The 15155-nt window shown below is 53.0% G+C and carries 14 protein-coding genes; 5 read left to right on the top strand and 9 right to left on the bottom strand.

Annotated elements, in window-relative coordinates:
• Window positions 1–43: 43 nt before the first annotated feature.
• A complete protein-coding gene (gene ilvD, locus ATG98_RS07710; protein ID WP_098420419.1) occupies window positions 44–1735 on the bottom strand; it encodes a dihydroxy-acid dehydratase in 1692 nt (563 codons plus the stop codon).
• 228 nt (window positions 1736–1963) lie between these two features.
• Window positions 1964–2629, bottom strand: a complete 666-nt coding sequence (locus ATG98_RS07705; RefSeq protein ID WP_098421780.1) for a DUF2959 domain-containing protein — start codon at window positions 2627–2629, stop codon at window positions 1964–1966.
• A 114-nt stretch (window positions 2630–2743) separates the two neighbouring features.
• Here ATG98_RS07705 and ATG98_RS07700 point away from each other — a divergent pair, with 114 nt between their 5' ends.
• Window positions 2744–3202 (top strand): YchJ family protein, encoded by a 459-nt coding sequence (locus tag ATG98_RS07700; protein ID WP_228706055.1) that lies wholly within the window; start codon window positions 2744–2746, stop codon window positions 3200–3202.
• Between the two features lie 6 nt (window positions 3203–3208).
• Here ATG98_RS07700 and ATG98_RS07695 read toward each other — a convergent pair whose 3' ends face one another.
• From ATG98_RS07695 to rpmH, 7 genes are all read right to left on the bottom strand, one after another.
• On the bottom strand, window positions 3209–4675 hold the full coding sequence (locus ATG98_RS07695) for an aldehyde dehydrogenase family protein (protein WP_098420416.1): 1467 nt from the start codon (window positions 4673–4675) through the stop codon (window positions 3209–3211).
• A 99-nt stretch (window positions 4676–4774) separates the two neighbouring features.
• Window positions 4775–5008 carry a DUF2789 domain-containing protein gene (locus ATG98_RS07690; RefSeq protein ID WP_098420414.1) on the bottom strand — a complete coding sequence of 78 codons (234 nt, stop codon included), beginning with the start codon at window positions 5006–5008 and terminating at the stop codon, window positions 4775–4777.
• A gap of 152 nt (window positions 5009–5160) precedes the next feature.
• The gene (mnmE, locus tag ATG98_RS07685) at window positions 5161–6531 is read right to left on the bottom strand and encodes a tRNA uridine-5-carboxymethylaminomethyl(34) synthesis GTPase MnmE (RefSeq protein ID WP_098422552.1); all 1371 of its coding nucleotides are present in this window, start codon (window positions 6529–6531) and stop codon (window positions 5161–5163) included.
• Between the two features lie 123 nt (window positions 6532–6654).
• Window positions 6655–8358: a membrane protein insertase YidC gene (gene yidC, locus ATG98_RS07680; RefSeq protein WP_098420410.1), complete on the bottom strand. Its 1704-nt coding sequence runs from the start codon at window positions 8356–8358 to the stop codon at window positions 6655–6657.
• Between the two features lie 4 nt (window positions 8359–8362).
• Complete coding sequence (gene yidD / locus ATG98_RS07675) at window positions 8363–8626, bottom strand: membrane protein insertion efficiency factor YidD (RefSeq protein ID WP_218925847.1); 264 nt, start codon at window positions 8624–8626, stop codon at window positions 8363–8365.
• Window positions 8626–9042, bottom strand: coding sequence for a ribonuclease P protein component (gene rnpA / locus ATG98_RS07670; protein ID WP_098420407.1), 417 nt, complete (start codon window positions 9040–9042; stop codon window positions 8626–8628). Before rnpA ends, yidD begins: the two co-directional genes overlap by 1 nt.
• 15 nt (window positions 9043–9057) lie before the next feature.
• Entirely contained in the window at window positions 9058–9192 is a 135-nt protein-coding gene (gene rpmH / locus ATG98_RS07665; RefSeq protein WP_026224022.1) for a 50S ribosomal protein L34, read from the bottom strand.
• Window positions 9193–9904: 712 nt separating this feature from the next.
• Between rpmH and dnaA the strand changes: the two genes are divergently transcribed.
• From dnaA to recF, 4 genes are all read left to right on the top strand, one after another.
• A complete protein-coding gene (gene dnaA / locus ATG98_RS07660) occupies window positions 9905–11344 on the top strand; it encodes a chromosomal replication initiator protein DnaA (RefSeq protein WP_098420405.1) in 1440 nt (479 codons plus the stop codon).
• A 71-nt stretch (window positions 11345–11415) separates the two neighbouring features.
• Window positions 11416–12519: a DNA polymerase III subunit beta gene (gene dnaN, locus ATG98_RS07655; RefSeq protein ID WP_098420403.1), complete on the top strand. Its 1104-nt coding sequence runs from the start codon at window positions 11416–11418 to the stop codon at window positions 12517–12519.
• A 111-nt stretch (window positions 12520–12630) separates the two neighbouring features.
• Entirely contained in the window at window positions 12631–13905 is a 1275-nt protein-coding gene (locus tag ATG98_RS07650; protein WP_098420401.1) for an ABC1 kinase family protein, read from the top strand.
• A 23-nt stretch (window positions 13906–13928) separates the two neighbouring features.
• Window positions 13929–15104, top strand: coding sequence for a DNA replication/repair protein RecF (gene recF, locus ATG98_RS07645; protein WP_098422550.1), 1176 nt, complete (start codon window positions 13929–13931; stop codon window positions 15102–15104).
• Window positions 15105–15155: the final 51 nt, after the last annotated feature.

Here is a 15155-nt window from a genome sequence, read left to right as displayed (position 1 = left end):
GGCGCCTTACCGCTGTCTGCGGTAACGGCGCCGGGCTTATCCCTCAGGGCTCGGGAAGGTCGGTGACCGCACCGGTGGACGCTGAACTCACGGTGCGCGCGTACTTGGCCAGCACACCGCGGGTGTAACGCGGTTGCGGACGCTGCCAGGCTTCGCGGCGGCGCTGCAGTTCGTCTTCATTAACGCTCAGTTCAATACTGTCGGCCACCGCATCAATCACGATTTCGTCGCCGTCCTGAACCAAGGCAATAGGGCCGCCATCAAACGCTTCCGGGGTAACGTGGCCCACTACGAAGCCGTGGCTGCCGCCGGAGAAGCGACCGTCGGTTATCAAAGCCACATCGTTGCCCAACCCACGGCCCATAATCGCCGAGGTGGGTGACAGCATTTCGCGCATTCCAGGGCCGCCACGGGGGCCTTCGTAACGGATGACCAGCACGTCGCCAGCCACCACGGTGCCATCCAGAATTCGCGCCTGGGCTTCTTCTTCCGAACCAAACACCCGCGCCCGACCTTTAAAGTGGGTGCCTTCCTTACCGGTGATTTTTGCCACAGAGCCTTCCGGCGCCAGATTACCAAACAGAATGCGCAGGTGACTTTCCGCTTTGATGGGCTGGTCCAGAGGCATAATGATTTTCTGGCCGTCGGCGTAAGGCTCTACCATGGCGAGGTTTTCAGCCAAAGTTTTGCCGGTTACGGTCATACAATCGCCGTGCAGCATGCCGGCGTCTAGCAACATTTTCATCAGTGGCTGAATGCCGCCAATGGCCACCAATTCGCTCATCATGTAGTGGCCGCTAGGGCGCAGGTCTGCCAGCAATGGCACTTTTTTACCAATGCGGGTGAAGTCATCCAGGGTTAGCTCTACGCCGACCGTGTTGGCCATGCCAATCAGGTGCAGTACGGCGTTGGTGGAACCGCCCAGGGTGATGATCACAGTGATGGCGTTTTCAAAGGCGGGTTGGGTCATGATGTCGGAGGGTTTGATATCCCGATCCAACAGATTCATAACCGCGGCGCCGGCGGCTTCGCAGTCGGCTTTTTTGTCATTCGACACCGCATTCTGCGCCGAACTGCCGGGCAGGCTCATGCCCAGCGCTTCAATGGCCGAGGCCATGGTGTTGGCGGTGTACATACCGCCACAGGAACCGGGGCCGGGAATGGCGGTTTCTTCAATCTGCTTCACTTCAATCAGCGACAGTTCGCCCTTGGCATGGGCACCCACGGCTTCAAACACGGAAATAATGTCGGTGTGGCCTTCGCCGGGCAAAATAGTACCGCCGTAAACAAACACGCTGGGCCGGTTAAGCCGCGCCAGGCCCATGATGCAGCCGGGCATGTTTTTGTCACAGCCGCCAATGGCTACCAGGCCGTCAAAACCTTCACAGCCGGCCACGGTTTCAATGGAGTCCGCGATCACTTCCCGCGACACCAGGGAATACTTCATGCCTTCGGTGCCGTTGGCGATGCCATCAGAGATCGTAATGGTGTTGAAAATAACGCCTTTGCCACCGGCCTGGTCCGCACCCTTACAAGCAATGTCAGCCAGCTCGTTAATGTGGCTGTTACACGGGGTAACCATGCTCCAGGTGGAGGCAATGCCGATCTGCGGTTTGCTAAAATCCTCGTCGTTAAAACCGACGGCCCTCAGCATAGAGCGGCTGGCGGATTTAGCTACACCGTCCACAACCGGAGCGGAGAAACGGCGGCGAGGGTCTTGGGGGGTATCACTCATGGCGCTATATCCTTATTTTTGTCGTCCTGTCGTTTGCGGGTAACAGGCGGCTTAAAGAGGGTTGGGCCGCAAGTTTACACCAGGACTTCACAGCGCTGAAATATTACCGCGGCTGACGGCACAAAATGGGTCACACTTTTATCAATCATCCAAGTGCCGTTTCTGGCTTCTTGCCCGGCGCAGGCTGAACTCAGCCGCACCGCGCATTGCTCCCGATTAACGGGCGCCTTAGCGAAACTGTTTTATAAACGCCTCAGATTCAGCAATGGACGCTTCCATATCGCGAATCAGGCTGTCTACATTCTGGCGAATCTGCCCTAGCTCGCCTTCCAGAGCGCCAATCGCCTGGGCATTCAAATTGTGTTTCAGGAACAATACCTGATCTTCAAATGCTTGCAGCACCGGGTTCATTCGTTTTTCGACCTGACGCATACTGCTCATCAGGCTGCTGTAACGTTCGCGGGTTTCATCCAGCTGCCGCTCGCTGTTCTCGCGCAAAGCCGCACTCTTATACAGCTTCAGCTCGTCTTCCCACTCATCAAACAATGCGACCGATACGTTCTCTACCGAGTCAATGCGGTCGCGAACACGTTTTGCTGCGTTCTCGCTGTTGTTATAAGCGTCGCTGATTGCGTCGTATTTTTTCTGCAAGCTGGTATTAGGCGTGTCTACCACGCTCTGGAACCGCTCCAGTGATGAGCGGAAGGTTTCACGGGCGTCGCTTTGGGCATCACGGGCTTCCCCAACCCTATCCACCAGAATATCGCGTTTTTCTACGCCTATTTGTTCCATGGCGCTGTAATACACGGAGCTGCAGCCGCTGAATAGCAGCAGCAGACACAACAGGCCGGTTACGCGGGTAAGTGCGGAAAAACGCTTTATGAGTATAAACATGCTGTAAATGGGTCCTTTAATCGCTGAATACATTGGTTAACGCGCTTGTGTTTAACGGGCTGTTATACTCTTTGTACTTTGTAGCCTAATCACTCTGGTAAACACGCCATCAAAATGACTGATTCGCCTACTATTCCACACTGCCCCTGTGACGGCCAGAACACCTACGCCGAATGCTGTCAGCGCTACCACCAGGGCACTCCTGCCCCCACGCCTGAAGCCTTGATGCGCTCACGTTTTAGTGGGTTTTCGCTCAAGCTTGGCGACTATATGCGTGCAAGCTGGCACCCAAGCACCCGTCCTCCAACGCTGAATCTGGACGATACAACAGACTGGACGGCTCTGCGCATTCTAAACAGCAGCCAAACCGGCGACACGGGCCAAGTACATTTTCAGGCCATTTACCGCCTACACTCGGGTTGGGGCTATTTACAGGAACACTCCCAGTTTGTGCGGGAAGATGGCCGCTGGTATTACCTGCAGGGTAAGCTCCATGAAGGCGTTCTGAAACCCGGTCGTAATGAACCTTGCCCCTGTGGCAGCGGCAGGAAATTCAAGGTTTGTTGCCAATAAACGGAATCAGAACGGATACTGCCTTGGTTCTCGCTGCACGCTCACCCATTGCACGCTGGTGAACTCATCAATGGCCCAATCGCCATTAAAGCGGCCCAGTCCCGAGTTTTTATCGCCACCAAAAGGCGTGTGCGCTTCGTCGTTTACGGGCATATCGTTGACGTGGGTCATGCCGGCCCTGACCTTGCGGGCAAATTGCAGGCCCCGGTACAAATCGCCACAGAATACCGCGCTGGACAGGCCGAACTCCGTGTTGTTAGCCAGTTCCAGGGCGTGCTCTTCGTTCCTGGCTTTCTGAATACCAATCAAGGGGCCGAAAATTTCCTCGCGGCTGATTTCCATATCAGGGGTTACATCGCCAAACACGTGTGGCGGTACCATCTGCCCGTGAATGTCACCCTCGAGGAGCACCTTGGCGCCCTGCTCTTTGGCTTTGGCAATTTTTTGCTGTAACCCTTCAAGCTGAGATTTGTTAATGACGGGACCAATAGCGGTGTCCATGGCCGATGGGTCACCCACGTTCAACGCCCCGGCATGGGCCACGAATTCTTCCACAAAACGGTCATACACCCGCTGGTCCACAATAATCCGGTTAATGGCCATGCAGATCTGGCCTTGGTGCAAAAACTTGCCAAAAATCGCTGCTTTTACAGCCTGCCCGACGTCTGCATCTTCCAACACCACAAACGGGCTGTTGCCGCCCAGTTCCAGAGCCACTTTTTTCAGGTAAGAACCGCCCGTGGCTAGTTTGCCGATGTTCTTGCCCACAGGGGTGGAGCCGGTGAAGGAAATCAGAGCGGGTATGGGGTGGGCAACAAAATCATCACCAATTTCAGAACCCGGGCCAACCACCACGCTAAGCAAACCCGCAGGTAAGCCGGCCTCGGCGAAGATGTGGGCCAGCAATAAGCCGCCAGTGATGGGTGTATCGCTAGCGGGCTTGATCACCACCGCGTTACCCAAAGCCAACGCCGGTGCCACGGAACGCTGCGACAAATGCAGCGGGAAGTTCCAGGGGCTGATTACACCCACTACACCCAGTGGCCGGCGAAACACCAGGTTATCTTTACCCGGAATGTTGCTGGCCATGGTCGCGCCGTGAGCGCGGGCCGGCATACTGGCGGCTTCCTGGGTAATGGCGCGGGCGCTGCCCCACTCAATATTGGCTTTTAAGCGCGTGCTACCAGACTCGTAAATTAGCCAGTCAATGATTTCGTCTTTGCGCTCGTCGAAGATCGACAAAACCCCTAGCATCAGTGCTGACCGCTCCGCCGGCGGCGTGTCTGCCCATGCTATCTGTGCCTCTGCGGCCTTTTGATAAGCCGCATCCAGATCGGCGGAAGTGGCAGAGCGAATTGTAGTCAGAGTCTCGCCAGAGTATGGGTTTTGAACAGGGCGCGATTCTTCGCCGCAGCCTTCGCGCCACTCTCCTGCTAGCAGTTGTAAATGAAAATCTCGATAACGTTCAGTCATGAATTCGTCCTCACGTTTAGCAATAAGAATTTTGTGAGCACCCGGCTACAGTGTAGCTATTCGTAAAAAGCTTACTACCGAAACAGTCGATCCGAAAAATCAGTGTCGTAACAGAGCGTTGAGCTCATCAATGGCTTCGGCCCAGTCACTGTCGTCTTCCAGACCTTCCCGTAAAAACTGAGACTGGCCCAGGCTCCAGAAATCTGCGTCTGCCAGCACAACTTCAGGTGGCAGTGGGGAATGCTGGCGTACAAACTGTTCCATGCTGGCATCGTCGGCTGCCAGGCCCAACTGCTGAAAAAGGGTGGAAAGGGTGTGTTTGCTGGTATCCATAAGCGCTCGCTTCCCTAAAAAAATCAGATTTACACCAGACTTTAGCCGAATTTCTGAATCTATCCAGTGGCGATGGTGCTTGGGCCATTACTTTATCTGGCTAATAACGCATCTGAAAGCAGCTTACTGAAAGGTAATTTTCGATTTATATATTACTTTCCAATACAAAACGAGCCAAAAATCTTACCCAAAAGCTCATCCGGCGTTATCTGTCCGGTGATTTCTCCCAATGCATCCTGCGCTGCGCGAAGATCTTCCGCCAGCAGTTCACCGGCGCCGTAGCCTTCCAGTTGAGCCTGGCCCTGAACCAGAAAGTCCGCAGCGCGCTCCAAGGCGTCCAAATGGCGGCGACGAGCCAGGAAACCGCCCTCAGTGGTGCTGGCGAAGCCCATACATTGCTTAAGATGCTCCCTCAGTGTGTCCAAACCCGCGCTGGACTTGGCCGCCAAGCGCACCACCGGGGCCTGCTGCGATGATAATTCAGACAAACCAACACTTTCACCCGATAAATCCACCTTATTGCGGATGACCGTAATCGGTGCGGCGGCTGGCAGCTTATCAATAAAGTCTGGCCAGATTTCATAGGGGCTGGTTTTATCAGTGGTGGTGGCATCCACCATGAGCAGTATGCGGTCGGCTTGGCGGATTTCATCCCAGGCGCGAGCAATGCCAATCTGTTCGACTTCGTCTGGGCTATCGCGCAGGCCGGCGGTATCAATAATGTGCAACGGCATGCCGTCAATGTGAATGTGTTCCCGCAAAACGTCGCGGGTAGTGCCTTCAACGGCGGTCACAATAGCCGCCTCACGGCCAGCAAGAGCGTTTAACAGACTGGATTTACCGGCGTTGGGCCTGCCGGCAATCACCACTTTCATGCCATCCCGCAAAATAGTGCCTTGCTGGGCTTCCAGCATGATGCCCCGAAGCTGGTCTCGCAGACTCTGAAGATCGGTGGCGACTTTGCCATCGGCTAGAAAATCGATTTCTTCTTCTGGAAAGTCGATAGCGGCTTCCACATAAATGCGCAGATGGGTAACAGCTTCCACCAGCGTTTCAATGCGCCGCGAGAACACGCCTTGCATAGAGCGCACCGCGCATCTGGCAGCCTGTTCCGAGCTGCTTTCAATCAGATCAGCAATGGCTTCTGCCTGGGCCAGGTCGAGCTTGTCATTAAGAAAGGCCCGCTCGGAGAATTCTCCAGGCCTCGCCAGTCTTGCGCCCAGAGCACATACCTCCCGTAGCAGCAGGTCCAGAATCACGGTTCCGCCATGGCCCTGGAGTTCGAACACGTCTTCGCCGGTGAACGAGTGGGGGTTTGGGAAAAACAGCCCAATACCTTCGTCGATCAGTTCGCCCTGGCGGTCCTTAAACGGGCCGTAGTGGGCATTTCGTGGCTTGGGCGCGTAACCCAGCAGGCTATGGGCAATAGCAGTCGCCTGAGGGCCAGAAACCCGCACTATGCCAACGCCGGCCTGGCCGGGTGCAGTGGCGATGGCTGCAATGGTTTCTGTGGGATAATTCATGGCCGCGACTCCGGGTAACGTGAAAGAGATAAGTTGGGTTATAACGCCTGGTTTTTCCAGAGTACTGAAACAGCAAAGGCCCCGAAACGGAGCCTTTGCTGGATAATCTGACTGATTAAATGATCAGTGCTTTTTTTCTGCCATTTGGGCTTCAATCTTGCGAGTAATGTACCACTGCTGACTGATGGACAGAATGTTGTTGACTACCCAGTACAGTACCAAGCCTGCCGGGAACCAGAGGAAGAAGATGGTGAATACAACCGGCATCAACTTCATGATTTTCGCCTGCATGGGGTCTGGCGGTGTGGGGTTCAGGTGCATCTGCAACATCATGCTGGCACCCATGATAATCGGCAGAATGAAGTACGGGTCCATCACCGACAAATCGTGAATCCACAGCGCGAAAGGTGCGTGGCGCAGTTGTACGCTTTCAAACAAAACCCAGTATAGGGAAATAAACACGGGCATTTGCACCAATATGGGCAGGCAACCGCCCAACGGGTTGATTTTTTCACGCTTGTACAGCGCCATCATTTCCGTCGACATACGCTGGCGGTCATCACCGTACAATTCTTTCATACGGGCTAACTTCGGTGCGACGGCGCGCATTCGTGCCATAGAGCGGTAGCTGGTTGCCGACAGATGGAAGAACAGGGCTTTAACGCACACAGTCAGCAGTATTATCGAGACACCCCAGTTACCGATGATGCCGTGGAACCAATTGAGCACAACAAACAACGGTAGGGAGATGAAGAACAGCCAGCCAAAGTCCACGGTACGGTCCAGATTTGGAGCTACCGCTTCCAGCCGGTCAATAATTTTTGGACCAACGTAGGCCGATGCGCCTACCTCAACGGTTTCGCCAGCAGGTACGTTAGTTGCTGGATAGACAAAACCCATAACGGCCAAAACGCCGCGGCTGGTGGTCTGGAACTGGGCCTGTTGGTCTGGCTCTGGTATCCAGGCTGTCAGGAAATAATGCTGTAGAAACGCCATCCAGCCGTTGGTGACAGACTTATTGATCGGTTTGTCTTTAAGATCGTCAAAGTCATATTTTTCATAACGATCCTCAGGCGTGCTGACGACTAATCCTAAAAAAGCTTTGATACCCATGCTGTTCTGTGACGTTTGATCACCGGCCTGGTCACGCACAATTTTGCCGGTAAAGTTCGCTTGCCACTCACTTTCTGACTGGTTATCGATTACGTAGCGGATACCAATCTGGTAATCATCGCGATTGAAAGTGAAGCGTTTGATGATACTTACACCGCTGTCAGTGGTGTAGTTTAAGTCCACTGCAAGCTGGTTTTCGCCTTCCGCCATCTGGTAGCTATTCTGGGTTGAGCTGTACACCGGTGCGCTGCCATTGCGGCTGTTATCTGGACCGTCACGACCTATCAATCCACTTTCCAGCACGTACAGCCGGTTTTGCGTATTCGACAGCAGTTTTAGCGGCTCGTCGCCGTTCAGTTCTTTGTCATACTGCAGCAGTGAGCTACTGACAAGATTACCGCTGACTCGGTCTATGGTGATATCAAACACATCGGTTATAACGTGAACGTACTGATTGCTGACGTTGCCGGCGTTATTTGTACTACTTAGCGATGTTCCGCTTTCCGGCGTAGTGAACTCATCGGAGCTATCGGTGGTGACGCCGCCTGCTTCGGGCAGCGTCATGTTGTCGCTGTCGCCAGTGGCAGAAAAGTCCACTGGTTCGCTGGTTTGAGCTACTGGCGTAGGCTGGTGATAGTCCTCGTTCCAGGCGAGTACCATCAAATAACTGACAACTGCCAGGCCGGCAAAAAGTACGATGCGTTTAATATCCATAGATTTACTGTCTGGTTTCGTGAGTTGTTGGAACTTGAGGGTGCTTGGCAGAACAGGCGCCCGGAACCGGATCATAACCGGAACTCCCCCATGGATGACACCGCAGCAATCGTTTTAGCGCTAGCAAAGAACCTTTAGCGGCGCCGTGCTGGGTGATAGCTTGGGCAGCATAATCTGAACAAGTGGGATAATAACGGCAACGGCTGGGCAACATCGGGCTGAGACAATACTGATAAAAACGAATGGGCAGTAGCAGAAGTTGGCGCATTAGTCCGTTCCTTTTGCTTCGCCAGATAGGACAGAGGCTACGGATACCGGAGTAGATTGCAGTTTGCTGTATTTGCGTTCCAGTCGCTGCCAGAGATCCAGCAGGGCGAGATTAACCTGATTATTGTCTAACTGAGCTAAACCCTGGCGGCCAAGAACGATAATATCCAGTGCCGGGAGCTGCTGCTTCAACCTGAACGTTTCACGAATTCGGCGTTTAATACGGTTGCGCTGTACAGCCAGCTTCAGGTTCTTTTTGGCAAATATGAGACCGATCCTGGCATGTCCCAGAGAATTGGGCGTTGCCAGAATCAGAAAATTCCGGTGCGGAACTTTCAGTTGCACGTCATCGAAGACTTTGCCGTAATCAGCTGGTTTGAGCAGGCGATGCGATTTCGGGAAGTTCAAAGCCTTCATGAGGCAGACCAAAAATTACGCAGACAGACGTGCGCGACCTTTTGCACGACGGCGAGCCAGGACTTTACGGCCGTTTGCGGTGGCCATACGAGCACGAAAGCCGTGTACGCGCTTACGCTTCAGTACGCTTGGTTGAAACGTTCTTTTCATGGGAATGATCTCACAATTCTGGATTAGGAATTCAGTCTGTGGTTGGAAAATGAACAACCAAAACAGGAGCGGCATTCTATGCAAATCCGAGCGGGAATTCAACGCTAATAAACGGGTTGTTTTTACAGATGCTGGAATAAGCTCAATTGACTCAGCAAATCTTCTTTTTCAGCTGGTGCTTCGTCCAAGCAAAAAAACTGAAAACAGGCTCCGCTAACTGTAGTAATTGTTCTTTTATAATTCTCTTTAAAGATTGAATACTACTGTTATTACACAGGCGTTTTTCTGTGGATAAGCAGTTTAAAACGATCTAAATCATATAATTATCCAGTTGGCGAAGGTGATGACAAGTGCCGGTGGGGGTTGTGGATAAGGGCAATGTGAATTGTGGATAACTTAAGATTGGGAATATCGGATTAGTTATGCACCTTGTGTACTCAGGTTTTCCACAGGGGCCAGCGGTGGATGTGCACACACCTCTGTGGGTAACTTTTATGTTTTTATTTTCTGTACACAAGGCTGTCAGTAAGTCTCTAAGATATTAAAATATATGATTATTTTTTTCCACAGGCTGTTTATGAATTGCTTGGAGCGCTTTTACTGATGGCCTCGGCAGGGTAGAATCGCGAGTTCTCTTCAAAGGCCGGTGGTTAAAAAATCGCAAGGCCTCAGAAAAACGCGGTGTTTTGTTATCAGGTGGTGCCGATACGGTATGTGGCAGCAATGTCTTGAAGTACTCCGGGACGAGTTTCCGGCACAGCAGTTCAATACCTGGTTGCGACCTTTGCAGCCAGATTTGCGTGATGGCCAGTTGGTTCTTTTTGCTCCGAACCGGTTTGTAATGGACTGGGTGAATGAAAAATACCTTCGCCGTATCGAAGAAATACTGAAAGATTTGAACGGTGGCCACGCCCCCAGAGTGGGTATGAAGGTGGGTTCTGCGCCCAAAGCCGGTGATTCAGACCGTCTTGAGCCAACAGTAGCCAATAACAGGCCCTTGGCAAAAGACGATCGCGGTGAACCGGCAAGCCAGCAGACCAGGCCGGCCGCGCCTGTAACCGCGCCAGCAGCTTCGCGCCCAAGAACATCCGGTACCCGGCCCGGCGCGCAGGTTGAAGGCGATGTAAAGCACCAGAGCTTTTTGAACGAGACATTCACATTTCAGACGTTTGTTGAGGGTAAGTCCAACCAGTTGGCCCGTGCTGCATCTATGCAGGTTGCGGAAAACCCCGGCGGTGCCTACAACCCACTGTTTTTATACGGTGGCGTTGGCTTGGGTAAAACCCACCTGATGCACGCGGTGGGCAATGAAATTGTGCGTCGCAATCCGAACGCAAAGGTCGCCTATCTTCGTTCAGAACGTTTTGTGGCAGATATGGTTAAAGCGCTGCAGTTGAACGCCATCAACGAATTTAAACGTTATTACCGCTCGGTCGATGCACTACTGATCGATGACATTCAGTTTTTTGCCCGTAAAGAGCGCTCCCAGGAAGAATTTTTCCACACGTTTAACGCGCTGCTCGAGGGCGGCCAGCAAGTCATTGTGACCAGCGACCGATTCCCGAAAGAAATTGTGGATCTGGAAGAACGACTGAAGTCCCGCTTTGGCTGGGGTTTGACGGTGATGGTTGAGCCGCCGGAGCTGGAAACCCGGGTGGCTATCCTGATGAAAAAAGCCGAGCAGGTGAACGTGAAGCTCAGCAGCGAAGCGGCGTTTTTTATTGCTCAGAAAATTCGGTCCAACGTGCGCGAACTGGAAGGAGCTTTGCGCCTGGTAATCGCTAACGCTCACTTTACCGGCTCGGAAATTACGCCGCCGTTCATTCGCGAGAGCTTGAAAGATTTACTGGCACTGCATGAAAAACAGGTCAGTATTGATAATATTCAACGCACGGTGGCGGAATATTACAAAATCAAAGTGTCGGACCTGCATTCCAAGCGTCGCACACGTAATGTGACCCGTCCGCGTCAGGTGGCTATGTCGCTGTCGAAAGAGCTGACAAATCACAGTTTGCCGGAGATTGGTGGTGCTTTTGGTGGCAGAGACCACACCACAGTGCTTCACGCCTGCAAGAAAATCATAGAGTTGCAGGAGAGTGACCCGGGTATACGGGAAGACTACCAGAACTTTATGCGATTATTGACCAGCTGACAGCTGCGCTATTGCGCTCTGTTTGCCGGCTTTGAACCCTGATAAATTTCACCACAAGAATGTTGAGTGCCATGAAACTGACGATCAGCCGTGAATCCCTGCTCACCCCGCTGCAAAGCATTGCCGGCGTGGTGGAAAAGAAACAGACCATGCCCGTGCTTTCCAACGTGTTGCTGGTGGCCGAGGACAACACCCTGACCCTGACCGGCACCAATATGGAAGTGGAGCTGGTGGCGCGCATCACCCCGGTGCACATAGATCAGCCCGGGCGCATAACCGTGCCGGCACGCAAGCTTGCGGACATTTGCCGCGCTTTGGGTGAAGAATCGCCCATCGAGCTGGATCAGCAGGGCGACCGCCTGCACTTGCGCTGTGGCAAAAGTCACTTTACGTTGGCGACCTTGCCCGCCGAGCATTTTCCCAATGTGGAAGACGAAGCCGAGAGTTTCCGTTTGGAGCTGCCGCAAAAAGAGCTGCGACGTATGTTCGACAGCACCGCGTTTGCAATGGCTCAGCAGGATGTTCGTTATTATTTGAACGGTTTGCTGCTGGAAGTTGCGGCAGATCACGTTCGTACCGTAGCCACCGATGGTCACCGCTTGGCGATGGCCCATCAGGATGTTGAAACCGGTTGTCCAGAGGCGCGTCAAGTGATTGTGCCGCGTAAAGGTGTTCTAGAGCTTGCGCGCTTGCTGGATGACGTGGACACACCGGTCACCCTGGTAATTGGCGATAACCACTTGCGCGCAACCGTGGGCAGTTATACGTTCACGTCCAAGCTGATTGAGGGCAAATTCCCCGATTACAACCGGGTTATTCCCCGCGGTGGCGACAAAGTGGTGTTGGCTGATCGCATTACCCTGAAGAATACTCTGCAGCGGGCAGGTATTCTGTCTCATGAAAACATTCGCGGTGTGCGTTTGAATCTGGCCCCCAATGAACTCCAGGTGTTTGCCAATAACCCGGACCAGGAACAGGCGGAAGACGCGTTGCCGGTAGATTATCAGGGTGAAACTCTGCAAATCGGCTTCAACGTCGGCTACCTGATAGACGTCATGAACGCGTTGGATGATGACCAGGTAAAGGTTACTCTGTCGAATCCTAACAGCAGCGCGTTAATCGAATCCCAGACGGACGCTCGTTGCCTCTATGTGGTTATGCCAATGCGTTTGTAGGTTGCCGCAGGCACCCCACAAACAGCCGGCGTGAGCACTTCGCGCGTAGTCGGTGTAGGCAACTCACGGATAAGAAATTCTGCAAGGTTTTAATAACAGGAGTTCCGGGGCATGGTGACACGTTTAAAGGACGGTATAAAAGGTGCGTTTCGTATCGGCCAGACCATGAGCGTGCTCGGGCGTACCGGGTTTAACTGGGTGCGCGGCGACCGCCCCCCTGCTCCGCGTTTGTTGCGGCAGACCTTTGAATCCCTCGGTGCCACCTATATAAAGTTGGGACAGTTCATTGCCAGTTCACCGACATTTTTCCCGAAAGAGTATGTGGAAGAGTTTCAGGGCTGCCTGGATAGCACACCAAATTTGCCGTATCGGGTGATTCGCAAAATCATTGAAGACGAGTTAGGCCGCCCGGTGGAAGAAGTGTTTACCGACATAGACCCTGTAGCCCTGGCATCGGCCTCTATCGCCCAAGTGCATGTGGCGCGGTTGATCAGCGGTGAAGAAGTGGTTATCAAGGTGCAAAAACCCGGCGTGCGCAATATTCTACTCACGGATTTGAACTTTTTGTACGTATCTGCCCGAATCCTTGAAACTCTGGCTCCAAAACTGTCGTGGACATCGCTATCCGATATTGTTGATGAAATTCAACGAACCATGATGGAAGAGTGCGATTTTATCAAGGAAGCCAATAACCTTGAGGTTTTCAGGCAGTTTTTACACGACACTCATAACACCGGTGCCGCCGTGCCAAAGGTGTATGAGCAGTGCAGTTCCCGCCGCATTTTGGTAATGGAACGTTTTCACGGTGTTCCTTTGACCGATCTGGACAGTATTCGCGGATACACGGACGATCCGGAAGGAACCCTGATTACGGCCATGAACACCTGGTTTTCCAGCCTGACTCAATGCGAGTTTTTTCACGCGGACGTACACGCCGGTAACCTGATGGTGCTGCGCGATGGTCGGGTCGGGTTTATCGACTTTGGGATAGTTGGGCGTATTGCGCCCGACACCTGGCAGGCGGTGAACGATTTTATTCAGACTGTGATGGTGGGTAATTTCGACGGTATGGCCGATGCGATGATCCGTATTGGGATTACCCGACACACGGTAGAAGCCAGTTTGCTTGCTAATGATTTACGTAAGCTATACTCGAAAATGGACCAGATGGTGCCGGATACCGTTGCCTATACGGCGGACCAGGCCGAAGACGACGTAAATCATCTGCTGATGGATATGGTCAAAGTGGGCGAAAGCCACGGACTGCACTTTCCACGGGAATTTGCGCTGTTGTTGAAGCAATTTTTGTACTTTGACCGTTACGTTCATATATTGGCGCCGGAAATGGATATGTTCATGGACGACCGCCTAAAGATGTTGCACTAGGGGCCTAAGGCCCCTAGTTTTTTATGGCACTGATTACACTGCAAACCGAACACTTCCGTAACCTGGCGGCAAAGCCTGTCACCTTCTCCCCTGCGTTTAATCTGATATACGGCGTCAACGGCAGTGGTAAAACCAGTTTGCTGGAAGCCATCGGCTACCTGGGCCTGGGCCGTTCGTTTCGCGTCAGTCGCCATCAGGCTGTGGTTCAACATCAACAGCAGCGATTTACGGTGTTTGGCGGCTTGGATGCCGGCACTCTTAATTGTGGTGGTTCCAATTCTGGCATGCCGAATTCTGAATTAAAGACAGCACCTGAAGCAGGCGCTTCAAGTTATGCGCATCGCTTGGGTATTTCCAGAAATGTAGGCCTTAAGGAGACAGTTCTCAGAGTAGACGGTGAAGCCGTGCGGAATTTGTCGTCGTTAGCGCGACATCTTCCGGTATTGGTGATTGACCCGGGAGTATTCGACATCGTGGCCGGCGGCCCGGGTAAGCGACGGCAGTTCCTGGATTGGTTAGTGTTCCACGTGGAACCTTCTTTTGGCGGCGCCTGGCAGCAATGTCAGCGAGTAATATCACAGCGGAACCAAACGCTGAGAAATGGTAGAATAGATGAATCGTTGATGCGGGCTTGGGATGCCCAGTACGACCTGTTAAGCAATCGAGTGACGGATGCCCGTCTAGCGGCGTTTGCCCTGTTTAAAGAGGCCTTCTGGTTGCTTCTCGGGGAAACCGATGCAACCTGGGCTAATCAACTAAAACTGGAGTTTTATCCTGGCTGGGATCACTCCCAACCGTTGTCAGAAGTGCTGGTCAGCCATCGGGATCAGGAGCGTCGTATGGGTCACACTCTGTATGGCCCTAACCGAGCCGACATTCGTTTAAAAATACAAGGCCGGCCGGTGGCGGAAATACTGTCCCGGGGTCAGCAAAAGACATTGGTTATTTTAATGAAGATTGCCCAGGGCATGGTTTTACGTCCGTTGGGTAAACAGGTCACGTTTTTGTTGGACGACATAAACGCCGAACTGGACAGTCGACATCGGCAAATGCTGGCCGAAAAATTACGATCGCTGCAGTGTCAGGTGTTCATCACCTCCATCGAACAGCAGACGCCCGACGCCTTATGGCCGGGTACAACAACACCGGATTTAAGAATGTTCCACGTGGAACATGGTCAGGTAACGGAAGAACATTAGCTGGCCGCACTTTTTAATCACGCTGCGGTCATCAGCCTTCAGGAGTTTTTT

It is taken from the genome of Marinobacter sp. LV10R520-4, from assembly GCF_002563815.1.
In the GTDB taxonomy this organism is placed as follows: Bacteria; Pseudomonadota; Gammaproteobacteria; order Pseudomonadales; family Oleiphilaceae; genus Marinobacter.
Note: the sequence above shows the minus strand (reverse complement) of the source record. Positions and strands in the feature narration are given on the sequence as shown.